Below are 15,611 nucleotides of genomic sequence, written 5' to 3'. Positions count from 1 at the left end.
TTTTATTGGAGCAAAAATGACTTGGACTGCACTTGAAGTTTATGACAGCGTTCAGGTGATACCTGAAAATGATTTAAAACACCATTCAACATTTCATTGCAAATGCCATCCCAAATATGAGGATGGCATTTTTATTCATAACTCATTTGATGGTAGAGAAGCGACTGAAACGCCTTTACCGAGTTAACAGGTTAAACCATGGTTAATTCTGATTATGTTCCTGAATGGTATATATCGCCATTCCAACATGTGCAGTACACGCTTGCTCGAAATCAACTACACATGGATTTGTTATTTGAAGATATGGATAAAGCCGATCAATTTTTGGATATGGGAGCAGATGCACAGGTTAGTACTTTTTCTGATGGTGCATATGCGATTGTCCAGATCGGTGATACTGAAGATAAAGATCAAATTCAAGTTTATGGATTGCTTTTACATGAAGCCGTTCATATCTGGCAAATAGTAAAACGGAGAATGGGTGAGCGCGATCCGAGTGTTGAGTTTGAAGCGTATTCGATACAAGCGATCGCTCAAGACCTTTTTGAAATGTTCGAAGCAAGTGAGGTTAAAAAACATGGGGTGGAAGGGAGCAAGGCCGAGCAGCTTTAGTTTTGAAGTTGAGAAACAGGCAGATGAGCATGTAAAAAAAATCACCATGGATGCTGTGCAATCCTTGGTTAATCTAAGTCCTGTTGATACTGGAGCTTATCGGGCATCGCATATTGTTTCTATTGGATCTGGTGATTACGGTGTGCGAGAGCCTTCTACAAATGCGGTGCAAGATGCCGCGATTCAAGCTGTTAAGTTTAAGTTAGGGAGTTTGATCTATATTCAAAACAATCAGCCATATGCTGAGCGTTTAGAAAACGGTTGGTCCGATCAAGCACCGCAGGGCATTTATAGCACAACGTTTACTTATATTACTCAAAAGTACGGTGGCTAAAATGGCAATGACTTTAGAGCAAGCTAGACAAGCTATCGTGGACCGAATGATGAGTTTTACAGGGATTTCTCAAGATAGAATCCAGTATCCAAATGCACCAGGTTTTACGGTACCAACAAAAGGTGTGTGGTGTCGTTTAACCATTACGGGAGGACCAAGTTTTATTGCTGGACTAGGAAATAAGCCGTGTACACGCCGTACTGGGAATATCTTAATTCAATGTTTTGCCCGTCCTAATACTGGAGACAGGGAAATAACAGAACTTAGTGATGCATTGCTGGCACATTTTGAATATTTCTCAGTCGAACATTTAGAATGTTTGAATGGACAATCAATTTATTCCGGTCAAGATGCTGACTTTGTTCAATATAATATTACGATCGGATACAGAGTGAATTGATATGTCTTGCATGCTTACATTAGAAGAAATTGAAATTAAAAAACAAGAGCTTGAACGACACTTGGCAGATGTAATGGCTAAGGAGCTAAGTAAATGGCAGTTGTCTAATAAATTATGTATTTCTGATGTAAAAATTCGCCTCGCTAATGTTAATAGCATAAATGGACCAAATTTAAATATTGTTACTGGAGTAAGTGTTGATTTGGATGATTGATATTAAGTTTTAAAGAAGTTACCGCCTGAGGGCGGTTTTTTATGTTCCTAATTTAGTAACCACCTTTCGAGGTGGTTTTTTTATGCCTATAAGGAGTAAAAGCCATGTCGAGTGGTGCACGTCAGATAACACAAATCGCGAAGGAAACCACTGTTGGTACCACACCATCACCCTTCGTACGTACGACCTTTGAATTTACTGAAAATGGCCTTGATGCGACAGTAACAAAGGAAGACTCTAACTCAATCACAAGTGGCCGTATTGCACGTTCATCAATGATTACCGGTGCAGAGTATGCCGGGGAATTAAAATGTGAAGCGAAGTACAGTTCATTAGTTCAAGACTTAATGGCTGCAGCTGCTTTTAATAATTGGTCGTCAAATGTATTAACTTTTGGTGGCACACTTCGTCAAACATTTTCTGTTTTACGTGGCTTTGAAGATGTTAATGACTACCATGTTTTCCGTGGGTGTCATGTAAACACTTTTGGAATTGATATTCCTGAAGCTGGCTTAATTACAATGACTTTCGGCCTTATGGCTCTTGGTCGTACAAACTTTTCTTCAGCACCGGCTGGAACAATTACAGCGGCAGATAACAATCCTAAAATGTCGAATGTCTCTGTAGGTGACATTTTAATTGACGGCGTTTCTCAAGCTGGGATTTCATGCTTGACCGCTTTTACATTTAATTGGGATAACACAATGCAGCTACAACGCTGTTTAGGTGGTGGTATTGATGCACGTGCAATCCTAGAAATGCTTGCAACAGGTACAGGTTCATTTACCGCAGCTTGGTCACGCAATACATCCGATATGTATGAAAAGCAATTCACTAACAAAACGATTTCATTAAAAGTTCCAATCACTGATACAGATGGGAATAAATATGAAATTTTTATTCCTAAAGCTGAAATTACAGCTCCATTACCTAGTGGTGGTAATTCAGATCTTTTAAATGCTTCATTCGAATATAAAGTCGTAGAAGTAGCACCAACAATTACTCGTACACCAGCAGCAGTTCCTGCGCCTTAAATATTAATCTGATAGCAGCCTTAGGGCTGCTTTTTTTGGAGTTTAAAATGGCTTTAAAAGTAAGCATTCAGACCAGTAAAACAGTTAGCAAATGGCGGGAGTATGTTGATGGCGATGGCAATGTTTTAGCTGAATTTAAGATACGAGGTATCGCATATAAACCATATCAAGTAGCTCTTGAACGAGCAAATAACCAAATCACATCTAAAGGTTATGACGTAAGTAAAGCTAGTAAAGATGACAAGCTCTATCATGAATTGCTTCTTGAAGCTGCAGCCTGCCATTTAATTGAGGACTGGAAAGGCGTAGTTTTTGAAGAAGTAACCGAAAACCAAGAATTGATTGTGTATGAACCAGAATATTCGCAGGAAAATGCAATTAAATTGTTGAATCTAGGTGATCTTGGCGTAGCAATCTGGTTGTTTGTGAGACAAGAAGCAGAAAACATCCAAAAAGAAGCAGATTCTTATAAGGATGAAGTGGTGGGAAAGTCCTCAAGCTCTACAACTGGTCAAAGTTCAACTCAGAGCAAGAAGCGAGTGACTACAACCAGAAGCAAACGGCAATCGCCCAAGCCTTAAATTTGAAGAAGCCAGAAGAATTCCAGAAGCCTGAATATTCATTTACCTCACATGCAATATTAACGGCATATAACATCATTTCACGCTCAAGACGTTATGAGCAAGGTATTCCTCTAGCCTTAGATATTTCATCTATATCTGCATATTGTGATCATTATGAACTACCAGTCGACAGAGATATTTTTAACGACTGCATATTCGCTATGGATAATATTTTTCTTGATGATTCGCATAAAAAAATGAAGCATTCTACCAAAAAATAACCCTAGAGGTATTTACTGAAAACAACCCTAGGGTTATAATTATCTCATCAAGTTAATAAGGGGACGGTGTGAAAAGTCTGGATTTAATCAAAATGATTGAAGCAGACGGTTGGTATGAGGTTAGGGTTTCAGGAAGTCATCATCACTTCAAGCACCCAAACAAAAGGGGATTAGTTACCATCCCACATCCTAAAAAGGATTTACCAAGCGGAACTGTTAAAAGCATTTTGAAGCAAGCGGGTCTAAATTGACCCGCTTCAATCAGACTCATATAGTCCTATTTCGCAGTACGATTTTGTACATGAGGTGAGTGCAATGTTGTATCCAATTGCTATTGAGAGAGGTATCGACACTGAAGCCTTTGGTGTCACCGTTCCAGATATTCCAGGATGTTTTAGCGCAGGCGATACATTAGGCGAAGCTATCGAGAACGTTAAAGAGGCAATTTCTGGCCACTTAGAAATTCTTGCTGAAGATGGAGAAGAAATTCCATTAGCATCGGATGTCAGTAAGTTTATTGACCAAGAAGATTATAGAGGTATGATCTGGGCAGTTACTGAAGTTGATGTCAGCCGTTATTTAGGTAAGCCGGAAAAAATCAATGTAACTTTACCTAGCCGTTTAATTCGGAAGATTGATGATAACGTAGGTAAAGATAAAAGATTTAAAACTCGATCAGCATTTTTGGCCGCTGGTGCTGAAAAGCTATTACATGCTTAATGTAGTGAAGCCACTCAATCGAGTGGCTTTTTAATATCTAAAAAATATATAATAGAAACAATTAATTATAAGATTTAAGAATATGTTAGCAAAACTTTTATATACATTGGGGTGCTCTATTTTATTAGTGGTTTTAATTAGCTGCACTAAACAAGTTGAAATACAACCACTCCCTCCTTCAGTTGAAGAGGAATATCTAAATTCAAAACAAGAAATAGATAAGATGCTTGATGCATTAAATAATCATGATGTACCAAATGATGAGAAGCGAGAGATATTGTGTAAGACATATCCTGAAGTCTACAAAAATCACTATATGCCAGCACTACTTAAGCTTTCTCCACATCAATATTCAGAAGAAGTGCTTTTGAGAGATTTTGAGGCTGTGATTAAGTTTTATAAACAAGCTTGGTCTATTAAATGTATCTAATGACTAAATATTAAGAAATTTGAAGGGTAGTTTTTAATTCTTTGAACTGTTAAATTTTACCCATTAATTTTGGTGGATATTTTCATGAGAAAAATATTATTAATAATTTTAAGCTTAATAGTTTCTACTCAAATTCTTGCAAAAGACAAGTATGATCCTGAATGTAAGGTTAGTGGCTTTGATAATAGGACTACATGTAGCGTTAAAGAATATGGTGTTTACGTATATGATAAGCCAACAGTTTTAAGTTCAGTTGCATTTGGTGGGGTGTGGACAAGCGCAGATCCGGAAAATATTGGATTAACATTTAGCCTTGGCGACATATCTTCTTTAATTGAAAGTATTTCCTTTAATGTAGATGGTGAAATTCAGAATTTTAAAGTTTCAGTTGATTCAACTAAAACAGTGCATATGGGTGGATCATTATGGAAATCTGTCAGCGTAGTAGTTTTGCCGAAGTCTTACATAGATAAAATTCTAAATACTAAAAATGTAAAATTCAGAATTGTTACAGTTTCTAAAGGTTATCGAGAAGGTTCATTTTATTCTGAGAAAGGACAAGCAAGTGAACCAGTTAAAACTTTAACTGCTTTGATGAAAAAGATTAAGGAATAAGGTGCTTTCGGGATTATATTTCCTAAAGCATTAAAAGTTTAGTTATTTAAAAACCCACTCATTGAGTGGGTTTTTTGTTGCCTGGAGAAAAGTGGTATGGCACAAGAATCTCGTTTAGTAATTGTCATAGATTCAAAAAATGCTGAACGTAATGCACGAAATCTAGGCAATGAGCTCGATAGCATAGAACGTAAAGGGGAGTTCGCTTCTAAGTCCATGGACGGTTTGTCAGTAGCAACGCGGTCACTTGCAGGTTATATGGCTGGGTTAGTTACGGCGGGTGAAGCTGTTTCAAAAATGGATGCTTATACTGGCCTTCAAAACCGTCTAAAGCTTGTTACCAAAAATCAAACTGAACTAAATAAAGCAACTGAAGATACTTTCAATATTGCTCAAAAAACTTATTCAGCTTGGGATTCAGTTTTACAGGTTTACCAGCGCTTTAGTGACAATGCTAAAACGTTGAATTTGACTATGGATGACACCGCTCGCTTAACTGAAACTGTCTCCAAAGCAGTAGCGATTAGTGGTGCCAGTGCTCAAGCTGCAGATGCTGCTTTAGTACAGTTTGGACAAGCTTTAGCAAGTGGTACTTTGCGTGGCGAAGAATTAAATTCTGTCATGGAGCAAACACCAGCTTTAGCAAAAGCAATTGCGCAGGGTATGGGTATTACTGTTGGTGAATTGCGTTCCGTTGCGGCTGAAGGGAAAATTACTTCACAAGAAATTGTTAAAGCACTTAAAAATGTTCAGAATGATGTTGATGCATTATTTGCTAAAACAGATGTCACTATTGGGCAGTCATTGACCCTTCTGAATAATCAAATTACAAAATTTGTAGGTGAGGCAGGCAAAGGATCTGGAGCAGCACAAACTTTAGCTGGTGGCATTCAGTTACTTGGCAATAATTTAAATGTCATCATTGATGGTGCAATAGTTGTTGGAATTGGCTTAATAACAAAGTCTATCTTAACTAAAACAGTCGCCGTTCAAGCTAGTATCGTTGCATCTGCTCAACAAAGAGCAGCCAATTTTGCAGAGGCACAATCTCAAGTACAGTTGCTCGGTGTAGAAGCAATGCGAGCAAGACAATCCGCTGCATTAACTCTCACAGAGGTAGGTTTGGCTCGAGCAGAATATAATGCAGCATTGAGTGCAAATGCACGTGCAGCAGCGATCCAAAGACTAACCGCTGCTGAAGTTGCCCATAATATTGCTGTAAAAGAAGCAACCATTGCGACAACAGCTTATTCGGTAGCTCAATCTCGATTAACTACAGTAGCCACTTTAGGTAGTAGAGCTTTAGGTCTAGTGGGTGGACCGATAGGTGCAATTACACTTGGAATTACGGCTTTGGCGGCTGGCTATATGTATTTCCAAGATAAGGCTGCAAAAGCTACCCAGAAACTTGAAGAACAGGCAAAAGTTGCTGAAAGAACAGATGAAGCTTTAAAAAAATTATCTGGCAATGATAAGGCAAAAGCCGTTAATGATTTAACTACAGCGTTCAAGGCTCAAAATGAAGCACTACAAAAATCCTCATTCGCGGTTGGTGCAGCTTTAATTGATATCGAAAACTATGCACGAGGAAATAAAGAGGTTGAAAAGATTTCACAAGATGCAAGAACTGGAACAATCAGTTATTCGGAAGCCATTGAACGTTTAAATAAAATTAAACTGCCTACCGATCTGTATGAAAATCTTAAAAAGCAAGCTGCCCAATATGATGAAAACTCATCTAAAGCAAGTTTGTCTGCAGAAAAGCTCAAAATATTCGGTGTTGAAGTTAGTCTTGCTGGCAATAAGGCACAAAATGCAGCAGTACAAGTAAAGAGTAATACGGATGAGCTACATGGTAATGCTAACGCAGCCGATCGTGCAGCTAAAGCGCAAAAAGGTTATTTCGAAAGTCTTCGTTCAGAAGTACTTAAATCGAATGAAGAGCTGGCGTTATTAAATCTTGGCTACAGTGAAGAAACTGTTAAAAAGATTATTGAACTTCAAAAGGCAAAACAAGCCGTTGCTCCTCCAGGTACTACTGCAATTGTAACCAAAGAGGAGATGGATTTAGTTGCACAAGCTCAAAAGGCCCTCGATGTACTGAAAGACAAAAAGGATGAGCTAACTGCTGCTGAGCGAAAACATACGAGTGAACTTGAGAAACAACAAAAAGTTTTACAAGTGAATGAGAAAGTTAAAGCTAATGCGGCTAAATATAATTTTGCCGATATTGAAGCTAAATATAACTTGCCAGCTGGCACCTTATCTGCAATCCATATGATTGAGTCACGTGGTAATGCCAGAGCTTACAACAAGTCTACAGGCGCAACAGGTGGGTTCCAGTTTCTAGAGGGTACAGCAAAGCAATATGGAGTAAAAGACCGTTATGACTTAGCTCAGTCTGCTGAAGGTGCAGGTAAGTACATGTCGTACCTTTTAAAACTTTTCAAGGGAGATTTAGAAAAAGCTGTCAGAGCCTACCACGCAGGCGAAGGCAATGTCCAAAAGGGTAAAGGTATTGGTAAAAATAATAACCAGTACTGGAAAGATTACCAAGGCTATATGGCAGGCGTTAATGGTTATACAGCGGGAGATATATCTTCGAAAGATTTTGATAAATTACTTCAGGACAACACCAAGCTAGCTGAAGAACAAGCTAAGTTACGTCTTCAGCTTGAAAATGAAGTTGCCAATCAAGTTACTAAGATCCGAAATGATCTTGCTAAAAAACTTGAAGATGTTGATAAAGCTAATTTTAGTCCTGAGCGTAAAGAGCAAATTAAGACTGAGCTACGAGCTCGTGCAGATAATGATATTGCAATTGCAGAGCAAGCCACAAAGTCTAAGCTAGATTCTTACCGTGACTTTTTAAAAACAGAAGAACAGCTTTTAACAGACAGTTTTGCAAAACGTCAGTTTGAAGCTGCTCATGATCTAGAATTAACAAAGGAACAAAGAAAAGCGGCAGTAGATTTACTTGCAAAACAACTGCAACAAGAATTAGCACTAATTCAGATAGCACGAGAGCAGCGTTTATTTCAGGCCAGACAGTTCTTGTATTCAGAAGTTGATGCCATTAAGGAAAGGTATCGTATTGAACGGGAACAGATTGCATTAACTACTAAGGATGAGGAAGAGCGACGGGAACGTCTATCTTTATCTAAGGCGCAAGAACGTCTAGAGATTCTAGATAAGGCTTTTCAATCTAGTAAAAATTGGGATCAGACTAAAGCCGATATGACTGGTAATAGTCAGCAATACCAATTAAACCAAACGCGCATTGATCGGAGGGCTCAATCTCTAAATTTAGCAAATAATCAAAAAGCTGCACTCGATATTCAAGCTGAAGACCCAAATGCAAACTTAGAAGAGATTGCAGCAAAAAGGGAGCAAATTTGGGCTGAGCATACAGAGCGTATGAAGGTAATTGAATCAACTTATCAAAACGACTCGTTGAATCTACAGTTATCACAAGCTCAAGCGGTGACTGGGGCATTTACAGGAATGTTTGGTGCAATTCTAGGAGAATCATCAACGGCTTATAAAACTTTGTTTGCAACTCAAAAGGCCTTTGCTTTAGCTCAAGCTGGTATGAATGTTTGGAAAGCTGCATCTGATGCATATGCAAATGCCCAAGGTACCGTTTGGAACAAATTGGCTGAGGCTGCAATAGCAACCGCTAAATCAAGTAGCTTTATTACATTAATCCAAGCTGCAACTCCGCAAGGATTTGCAGACGGTGGTTATACAGGTAATGGACTTAAACACACTCCAGCAGGGATTGTGCATAAAGGTGAGGTTGTTTGGTCGCAAGAAGATATCAAACGCTGGGGTGGTGTTAGCGTTGTTGAAAGCATGCGTACTAGCTCTCCAGGAGGTTATGTTTCTAACAATACAACTGACGTTATAGCAACACGACGTGAGGCACGTCAGTTTGATGCGATTAATTCTGGAAGAATTGAGAAGTCTCAACCCACTGTTACTATTATCAATCAGACTTCAGAGAAAGTGGATGCAACATCTGAATGGGATGGGAAGGAGTTAACAGTCATTTTAAAAGAGTATCAAAAACAAAATGAGGCAATGGTAGACTCGAAGATTGAAAAACGATTCATGATGTCTAAGCGCCAAGGTTGGTAAAACGTTAGATCAGAATAGTGATAAGTGGATAATCTCGTTATCTAACGAAATCTCCGTAAATGTTATCCATTAAAAAGGCAATTAAGAGAAGGTAAAAATGAGTAATTCAGATGATATTGCGCTAGGTAATTTTCATATACAAAATGCAGTAAATTTTAGCACTATTAAATTCTTGGTTCAGAAAGGTGTTATTGATTTGGGTGAATTTCAAGATTTTATGAAAGATCAAGAATTTACTTTTCGAAAAGCATTAAACCCTGAAGTGACTCAAAAATTTTCGCAGCAAATATCAGAAGCTTTCCAATACGCAGCCCTGAATGTAGTTGATGAGGATTAACTCACCAAGAACAAAGGCAGGGTGGTTTATTACCAAAGTAGTGCTCGAACATATTTCCACTTTTGTGTTAATTACAATATAGGTTTATTAATCTGGTCATACTTCAATTATGACCTTCAAAAGCTCGCTTAATGCGGGCTTTTTTTGTGAGAAAAATTTATGAGTGGTCTTAAATTTACATTTGAATGTGACCTTGATGGTAACAATCAAACCCAACGCTTTAATACATTATCAACAAAATTTGGTGATGGTTATGAGCAAACTACTTCTGTTGGTATAAACAATAAATCGGGTGAGTGGTCATATCAAAGAACTGCATACAAAGCTGAAATCATGCAGATAAAAGCATTCTTTGATCAACACAAAGGTGCTGATTCTTTCCTTTGGCAATCGCCTTTAGATGGTGAAGTTCGAGTTAAAACAGGTGAATATCAGCCTCGCCAAATTGGCGGTGACACTTGGCAAATTTCTACGACATTCACTCAGGTCTTTTACCCTTAACTTTAAATCTCTTCAAAGCCCCTATTTAGGGGCTTTTTTTATGCGAGTAAGAAAATGACGATTCAAACTGTTAATCTAGGTACGGCACCGACTGGCGCAGGTGGCGACACATTCCGCTCTACTGGCGCAAAAATAAATGAAAACTTTACGAATAACAACCATGCAGCTAGTCGTTATGTAGGTACTGCTACAGGCAATGTGATGGAGGTTGGCGCTTTTGGAGTTGGAAAGTCAATTCTATTAGGTAGTCAAAAATTATCAACATTGAGGGGAAATGGTAATGCCTTTTATTGGCAAAATAATGGTAATAATATTTCAAGTGCTGGAGACTATCCTGACAACAATTCTCAGGCAATTATTAATTTAGATATTAACGATTCAACTGATGCTTGTGCGCAATTAAGCATAACGCATAACTCCGATTTTTATGTCAGGTCTGTAAACTGGAATGTAAATACGTTTCAGCCGTGGCGTAAAATCTTATCATCAAAAAATACAACTGTGGATGCAAATGGTTTCATCAAGTCAGCATCTCCCGTTGTTAAACTATTTGCAGATAAAATTGAACCTAACGATGAAGCTGCTGAGCAACCCCTCTCTTTTGAGAAATTAGGCATTGGTCATTACCTTGTTAAAGGATCATCCGGTTTTGCAACGGAAGGTTGGTATATCGAAACGCCAAAAGATGCTAACGGGAACATTCTTTTTGCTGTGATTTATCAGCAATTAGAAAATAAAGATATTGAAATCAAAACTTTTAAAAAGAAGTTTGATGTTGAGTCTGCTTCAATTATTGCTGATTTGGATAATCCAGTTGATATTTCAACGGGCCGCTGGATCGATATTCGCTTGCAAGAAATTCCTAAACCAGTACCCGAAATGCCAGTGGTGACAGAAAATGACCCTGAATAGTGATTTCCAGAAGCTGTATGTAGATGGATTAATCCATTTGTATGAACTAGATGCCAGCTCACTTGGAGCTGGCATTTTACGTTTCCACGGGCATATAGCTTTTCAAGATTGGGAAAAAATTTACTCATCGATCGGATCTGAAGGATTGATCGGGGCAGACTCTGGAAGCATTGGAAAGATTTTTGACACCGGTGATCAGAAAGTATGGAACCGCAATATTATCTGGCAGGGTCAAGTTTTTGAGCCTATGGCTTTGGAAGTATCTGGGCTTGAAATGCGTTCAGATGGTAAAGCTTCAGCGCCAACTTTAAGCATGGCGAACAATATTAACGGCATTCAAAATGCTGTGTCTGCTTACTGTTTGCAGTTTAAAGACTTTGCTGGGGCTAAGCTTAAAGTCATTACGACACTTGCTAAATACCTTGATGCTGAAAACTTCACTTCAGGTAACCCAACGGCATCGAATGAATCAAAAGAGCAAATCTGGTATATCGAGCAAAAGACATCTGAAAATGCACAACAAGTGACTTTCGAGCTGTCCAATCCAATCGATTTTGAGGGTTTGAAAATCCCAGTTCGCCAAATAACTTCACTTTGTCATTGGTGCATGGTCGGGAAGTACCGGGGCGAGGAATGTGGTTACACAGGTGTAGCAATGTTCACTGATAAAGATGAGCCAACTGATAATCCGGCACTTGATCGATGTGGTGGGCGCCTGCGGTCTTGCCGCTTGCGGTTCGGTGAGAATAAGCCATTGCCTTTCGGTGGTTTTCCGGCTTCAAGTTTATTGTGAGGTCTTATGAAACTTACAGCGAAACTAAAAAAAGCAATCATGGCGCATGCTGATGAATGCTATCCGCTTGAATGCTGTGGTGTGATTGTTGATAAGCAATATATCGCTTGTCGCAATATTTCTAAAAACTCTGATCAATTCGAAATCCATCCAGAAGATTTAGCTATAGCAGAAGACCAGGGCGAGATATTAGCGTATGTGCATTCACACCCTGACGGAACTACAAGAGCCTCAGAACTAGACTTAATTCAGATTGAGTTACATCAAAAGCCGTGGGTAATTTGTTCATATCCGGATCTGGATTTTCAAGTTTATGAACCTTGTGGTTATCGTGCTCCATTGGTCGGAAGAAACTATATTCACCATTATCAGGATTGTTATGCATTGGTTCGTGATTTTTATGACCGCGAACTTGGTATTAAATTGCCAGACTTTGAACGAAAAGATGGCTGGTGGGAAGACAAAGATCATCCGTCACTTTACCTTGAGAATTATGAAAAAGCAGGTTTCTTTGAAGTTGATAAACCAGAATATGGCGATATGTTGGTTTGTCGGGTTGGACGTACCGAGCATCCTAATCATGCGGTAGTCTGGCTAGGAGATAATGGAGTTTTAAAATCTGAACAAACTGAAACTTGTATCGGATCTACTCTAATTTTACATCATCCATATAACAGAAAGTCAGTACGCGAAATTTATGGCCAACAGTGGAAAGATCGCACGGTAAAAATCTTGAGGCATAGAGATGTTAAAAACAATTAAGTTGTACGGCATCTTGGGGCAAAAATTCGGTCGTGAATTTAAGCTTGATGTTGCAAATACACGTGAAGCCATGCGTGCATTATCAGTTCAGATCGCTGGCTTTGAGCATTTTATGTTGCATGCACATGAGCAGGGCCTACGCTTTGCCGTGTTTTTAAAAAGAAAGAACTCAAGTAATAAACGAGGCAAGAAACGCCCAGCCATTTACGATCATGAAACTAAGCGCCTAATCACTGGTGACAATATCGGTGAAGAGCAGCTAGACATGAATACTGAAGCAGACACTATTCATATCGTCCCGCGTGTAGTTGGTGCAGGCGGTAATGGAATATTACAGACTGTATTGGGTGCTGTGATGGTCGTGGTGGGGGTTTTAGTAACTGTAGGCACATTGGGCGGTGGAGCACCACTCGGTGCTGCATTGATTGGCTCAGGTATTGGAATGATGCTTGGTGGAGTGGCCATGATGCTCATGCCAAAAATTGATAATACTCAAGACCAAAACCAAGATGGCAACCGTGCCAACAAAGGCTTTGGCGGAGCCGTAACAACGGTTGCACAAGGTAATCCTGTTCCAATTCTTTATGGTCAACGGGAAATCGGCGGCTTCATTGTGAGCGCAGGTCAATATCCTGAAGATCAGATGTAGATTTTAATTATTTAATAGGCGCTTAAAGCGCCTTTTTTATTGCGTGAGATTTCTTATGAATGCAGTAGTAGGCGCAAAAAAAGGCAGTAAAAAACAACGACAACCTGTCATTTCACCAGATTCTGCACAATCTAAAACCTTTATCAAGGTTCTATATGGCTTGGCTGAAGGCAAGATTGAAGGATTAGCTAATGGGCTTCAGTCAATTTATTTAGAAGAAACTCCACTTCAGAATGCAGATGGAAGCCTTAACTTTGAAAATGTAAAAGTTGATTTTAGAAATGGTACTAATGATCAGGAATACATTGAAGGTTTTCCTGCAGTAGAAAATGAAACTGCTATCGATGTGGAGCTGAAGTCTGAAACACCGTGGGTCCGCGCTTTTAGTAATCTTGATCTTGACGCAGTTCGTCTGCGCTTAAAATGGGGACCTTTACGTACTCAGAATGCTACAAATGGTGACGTATCTGGCGTAACAATCGAATACGCAATTGATTTACAGATTGATGGTGGTGTCTGGACTGAAGTACTAAAAACCAAAATTTCAGATAAAACATCTGCAAATTATGAACGTGCTCATCGGATTGATTTACCTCGAGCTGACTCAGGTTGGCTAATTCGAGTTCGCAGACTTACTCCGAACTCAACTTCAGAGTATGTCAGCGACAAGATGTATATTGCAGCTGTAACAGAAGTGATCGATGCGAAATTACGCTATCCAAATACAGCATTATTGGGTCTTCAGTATGATGCTGAGACTTTTGGAAACGTTGCTAAAGTTGCAATGGATGCGAAGGGGAGAATCCTAAAAGTCCCTACAAATTATAATCCGGTTACACGTCAGTATGTTGGAATGTGGGACGGTACTTTCAAAGAGGCATATTCTAATAACCCGGCTTGGATATATTACGATATATGCACAGTAGACCGTTATGCTTTGGGTGACCGCTTAACCCCGCTAATGGTTGATAAGTGGTCTTTATATCGTTTAGCACAATACTGTGACCAAATGGTGCCGGATGGGTTGGGCGGTCAAGAACCACGCTTTACTTGTAACGTTTATCTTCAGAGTGCCGAAGGTGCCTTTGAAATTTTAACTAAGTTAGCAGGTGTATTCCGTGCCATCACATTTTGGGATGGCAATAGCATTATTTGTGATGCGGATATTCCTCAAGATACTTACTTCACTTATACCCGGGCTAATGTTATTGATGGCAATTTTGAATATGCAGGTACTCGTGCTCGAGACAGGCACAATGTTGTAAAAATTGCATGGGATAACCCGGCTAATCACTACAAAACCGAATATGAGTTTGTTCGCGATGAGAAAGCAATTGCTGAAGCGGGCCAAGTTCGTATTCTTGAGCTTGACGCATGGGGATGCACTTCGCGAGGACAAGCGCAGCGAGCAGGCTGGTGGGCATTAAAGTCTGAGCAACTTGAAACACGTACTGTGTCTTTCAAGGTTGGTCTGGACGGTTATATACCATTGCCGGGGAAAGTGATTGAAGTTGCTGATCCTTTATTTGCAGGTCGTGCAAATGGTGGTCGTGTATCAGCTATTTCAGCAGATCGTAAAAGCATTACGCTTGACCGTGATGATGTGGTCGCAGTTGCCGGTGACAGGCTGATTATTAATGGCGAGGATGGCAAAGCTCAAACTCGAATTGTTCAATCGATCTCGGGTCGAGTGGTTACTGTTACTCATGAGTTTGATGCTATTGCCGCTCAAAATGTATGGGTTATAGATGCCCAAGATTTAGCAACAATGAAGTTTCGAGTGATTTCTATTACCCAAGATGAGCATCATCAATTTTCAGTGACTGCACTTCAATATAACCCAGCCAAATTTGATGCCATTGATAAGGGTGCTTATTTTGATGAGGTTCCGATTTCGATTGTGAACCCAACAATTCAGGATCCTGTAACTGATGTCGTTGTTACTGGTGAAAGCCGAGTTGATCAGGGCATCAACGTGGCTACCATGATAGTATCTTGGACGCAGGCAAAAGGAGCCGTTAAATATCAAGTTGAGTGGCGTAAAGATGACGGTAGTTGGATTAAGCTTCCAGTAACCGGCAATAACTCAGTCGAAGTACCTGGTATTTATGCAGGTCAATATCAAGCACGAGTAACAGCGATTTCAGCATTTGAAATAGCTTCTTTACCAGTTTATTCAACTTTGACTGAACTCTCTGGAAAGCAAGGCTTGCCGCCGAAACCCGCTTTTATTCAAGCTACAGGAATTTTATTCGGTATAAAACTTAATTGGGGCTTTCCATCAACTGGTGCGCTTGATACGGCTTATACTGAA

Annotated in this window: 19 protein-coding genes; all 19 read left to right on the top strand. The window is 39.4% G+C overall.

Translation table 11 applies throughout. The features are described 5' to 3' along the window. Positions 1 to 16 precede the first annotated feature (16 nt). Positions 17 to 187, top strand: a complete 171-nt coding sequence (locus RFW85_RS03560) for a hypothetical protein (RefSeq protein ID WP_005119785.1) — start codon at positions 17 to 19, stop codon at positions 185 to 187. A gap of 11 nt (positions 188 to 198) precedes the next feature. Continuing rightward, entirely contained in the window at positions 199 to 612 is a 414-nt protein-coding gene (locus tag RFW85_RS03555; protein ID WP_030423715.1) for a hypothetical protein, read from the top strand. Continuing rightward, positions 578 to 946, top strand: a complete 369-nt coding sequence (locus RFW85_RS03550; RefSeq protein ID WP_030423714.1) for a hypothetical protein — start codon at positions 578 to 580, stop codon at positions 944 to 946. The genes RFW85_RS03555 and RFW85_RS03550 overlap by 35 nt, the downstream gene beginning before the upstream one ends. A 1-nt stretch (position 947) precedes the next feature. Beyond that, a complete protein-coding gene (locus RFW85_RS03545) occupies positions 948 to 1,346 on the top strand; it encodes a phage tail terminator-like protein (RefSeq protein ID WP_030423713.1) in 399 nt (132 codons plus the stop codon). 1 nt (position 1,347) lies between these two features. Next, entirely contained in the window at positions 1,348 to 1,560 is a 213-nt protein-coding gene (locus RFW85_RS03540) for a hypothetical protein (RefSeq protein ID WP_030423712.1), read from the top strand. A gap of 104 nt (positions 1,561 to 1,664) precedes the next feature. Next, positions 1,665 to 2,594, top strand: coding sequence for a phage tail tube protein (locus RFW85_RS03535; RefSeq protein WP_000094301.1), 930 nt, complete (start codon positions 1,665 to 1,667; stop codon positions 2,592 to 2,594). Positions 2,595 to 2,641: 47 nt separating this feature from the next. Then, positions 2,642 to 3,175, top strand: a complete 534-nt coding sequence (locus tag RFW85_RS03530) for a hypothetical protein (RefSeq protein WP_001185621.1) — start codon at positions 2,642 to 2,644, stop codon at positions 3,173 to 3,175. 331 nt (positions 3,176 to 3,506) lie between these two features. Continuing rightward, positions 3,507 to 3,689 (top strand): type II toxin-antitoxin system HicA family toxin, encoded by a 183-nt coding sequence (locus RFW85_RS03525; protein ID WP_023188274.1) that lies wholly within the window; start codon positions 3,507 to 3,509, stop codon positions 3,687 to 3,689. Positions 3,690 to 3,753: 64 nt separating this feature from the next. Continuing rightward, a complete protein-coding gene (locus RFW85_RS03520) occupies positions 3,754 to 4,158 on the top strand; it encodes a type II toxin-antitoxin system HicB family antitoxin (RefSeq protein WP_023188275.1) in 405 nt (134 codons plus the stop codon). An 82-nt stretch (positions 4,159 to 4,240) separates the two neighbouring features. Then, positions 4,241 to 4,588: a hypothetical protein gene (locus tag RFW85_RS03515; protein ID WP_309171154.1), complete on the top strand. Its 348-nt coding sequence runs from the start codon at positions 4,241 to 4,243 to the stop codon at positions 4,586 to 4,588. A gap of 84 nt (positions 4,589 to 4,672) precedes the next feature. Further along, the gene (locus RFW85_RS03510; protein ID WP_023188277.1) at positions 4,673 to 5,203 is read left to right on the top strand and encodes a hypothetical protein; all 531 of its coding nucleotides are present in this window, start codon (positions 4,673 to 4,675) and stop codon (positions 5,201 to 5,203) included. A gap of 96 nt (positions 5,204 to 5,299) precedes the next feature. After that, positions 5,300 to 9,343 (top strand): tape measure protein, encoded by a 4,044-nt coding sequence (locus RFW85_RS03505; RefSeq protein WP_309171153.1) that lies wholly within the window; start codon positions 5,300 to 5,302, stop codon positions 9,341 to 9,343. Positions 9,344 to 9,440: 97 nt separating this feature from the next. Then, the gene (locus RFW85_RS03500) at positions 9,441 to 9,680 is read left to right on the top strand and encodes a hypothetical protein (protein ID WP_309171152.1); all 240 of its coding nucleotides are present in this window, start codon (positions 9,441 to 9,443) and stop codon (positions 9,678 to 9,680) included. A gap of 159 nt (positions 9,681 to 9,839) precedes the next feature. Further along, on the top strand, positions 9,840 to 10,181 hold the full coding sequence (locus tag RFW85_RS03495) for a phage tail protein (protein ID WP_032031541.1): 342 nt from the start codon (positions 9,840 to 9,842) through the stop codon (positions 10,179 to 10,181). A 54-nt stretch (positions 10,182 to 10,235) separates the two neighbouring features. Next, on the top strand, positions 10,236 to 11,093 hold the full coding sequence (locus RFW85_RS03490; RefSeq protein ID WP_309171151.1) for a pyocin knob domain-containing protein: 858 nt from the start codon (positions 10,236 to 10,238) through the stop codon (positions 11,091 to 11,093). Further along, the gene (locus RFW85_RS03485) at positions 11,080 to 11,886 is read left to right on the top strand and encodes a phage minor tail protein L (protein ID WP_309171150.1); all 807 of its coding nucleotides are present in this window, start codon (positions 11,080 to 11,082) and stop codon (positions 11,884 to 11,886) included. Before RFW85_RS03490 ends, RFW85_RS03485 begins: the two co-directional genes overlap by 14 nt. A 6-nt stretch (positions 11,887 to 11,892) precedes the next feature. Next, positions 11,893 to 12,648 carry a Mov34/MPN/PAD-1 family protein gene (locus RFW85_RS03480; RefSeq protein WP_309171149.1) on the top strand — a complete coding sequence of 252 codons (756 nt, stop codon included), beginning with the start codon at positions 11,893 to 11,895 and terminating at the stop codon, positions 12,646 to 12,648. Beyond that, positions 12,632 to 13,297, top strand: coding sequence for a tail assembly protein (locus RFW85_RS03475; RefSeq protein WP_309171148.1), 666 nt, complete (start codon positions 12,632 to 12,634; stop codon positions 13,295 to 13,297). The genes RFW85_RS03480 and RFW85_RS03475 overlap by 17 nt, the downstream gene beginning before the upstream one ends. A gap of 55 nt (positions 13,298 to 13,352) precedes the next feature. After that, on the top strand, positions 13,353 to 15,611 hold a 2,259-nt coding region (locus tag RFW85_RS03470), incomplete at its 3' end, for a phage tail protein (protein ID WP_309171147.1).

This window comes from Acinetobacter sp. 12966 (assembly GCF_031196995.1).
In the GTDB taxonomy this organism is placed as follows: domain Bacteria; phylum Pseudomonadota; class Gammaproteobacteria; order Pseudomonadales; family Moraxellaceae; genus Acinetobacter; species Acinetobacter geminorum.
This window is presented reverse-complemented; position numbering and strand designations above follow the sequence as displayed.

Coding starts and splice junctions, on each gene's coding strand:
- RFW85_RS03535 (WP_000094301.1), top strand. CDS start 1,665: ATGTCGAGTGGTGCACGTCAGATAACACAAATCGCGAAGGAAACCACT.
- RFW85_RS03545 (WP_030423713.1), top strand. CDS start 948: ATGGCAATGACTTTAGAGCAAGCTAGACAAGCTATCGTGGACCGAATG.
- RFW85_RS03505 (WP_309171153.1), top strand. CDS start 5,300: ATGGCACAAGAATCTCGTTTAGTAATTGTCATAGATTCAAAAAATGCT.
- RFW85_RS03480 (WP_309171149.1), top strand. CDS start 11,893: ATGAAACTTACAGCGAAACTAAAAAAAGCAATCATGGCGCATGCTGAT.
- RFW85_RS03555 (WP_030423715.1), top strand. CDS start 199: ATGGTTAATTCTGATTATGTTCCTGAATGGTATATATCGCCATTCCAA.
- RFW85_RS03530 (WP_001185621.1), top strand. CDS start 2,642: ATGGCTTTAAAAGTAAGCATTCAGACCAGTAAAACAGTTAGCAAATGG.
- RFW85_RS03490 (WP_309171151.1), top strand. CDS start 10,236: ATGACGATTCAAACTGTTAATCTAGGTACGGCACCGACTGGCGCAGGT.
- RFW85_RS03510 (WP_023188277.1), top strand. CDS start 4,673: ATGAGAAAAATATTATTAATAATTTTAAGCTTAATAGTTTCTACTCAA.
- RFW85_RS03485 (WP_309171150.1), top strand. CDS start 11,080: ATGACCCTGAATAGTGATTTCCAGAAGCTGTATGTAGATGGATTAATC.
- RFW85_RS03550 (WP_030423714.1), top strand. CDS start 578: ATGGGGTGGAAGGGAGCAAGGCCGAGCAGCTTTAGTTTTGAAGTTGAG.
- RFW85_RS03520 (WP_023188275.1), top strand. CDS start 3,754: ATGTTGTATCCAATTGCTATTGAGAGAGGTATCGACACTGAAGCCTTT.
- RFW85_RS03475 (WP_309171148.1), top strand. CDS start 12,632: ATGTTAAAAACAATTAAGTTGTACGGCATCTTGGGGCAAAAATTCGGT.
- RFW85_RS03540 (WP_030423712.1), top strand. CDS start 1,348: ATGTCTTGCATGCTTACATTAGAAGAAATTGAAATTAAAAAACAAGAG.
- RFW85_RS03495 (WP_032031541.1), top strand. CDS start 9,840: ATGAGTGGTCTTAAATTTACATTTGAATGTGACCTTGATGGTAACAAT.
- RFW85_RS03500 (WP_309171152.1), top strand. CDS start 9,441: ATGAGTAATTCAGATGATATTGCGCTAGGTAATTTTCATATACAAAAT.
- RFW85_RS03515 (WP_309171154.1), top strand. CDS start 4,241: ATGTTAGCAAAACTTTTATATACATTGGGGTGCTCTATTTTATTAGTG.
- RFW85_RS03560 (WP_005119785.1), top strand. CDS start 17: ATGACTTGGACTGCACTTGAAGTTTATGACAGCGTTCAGGTGATACCT.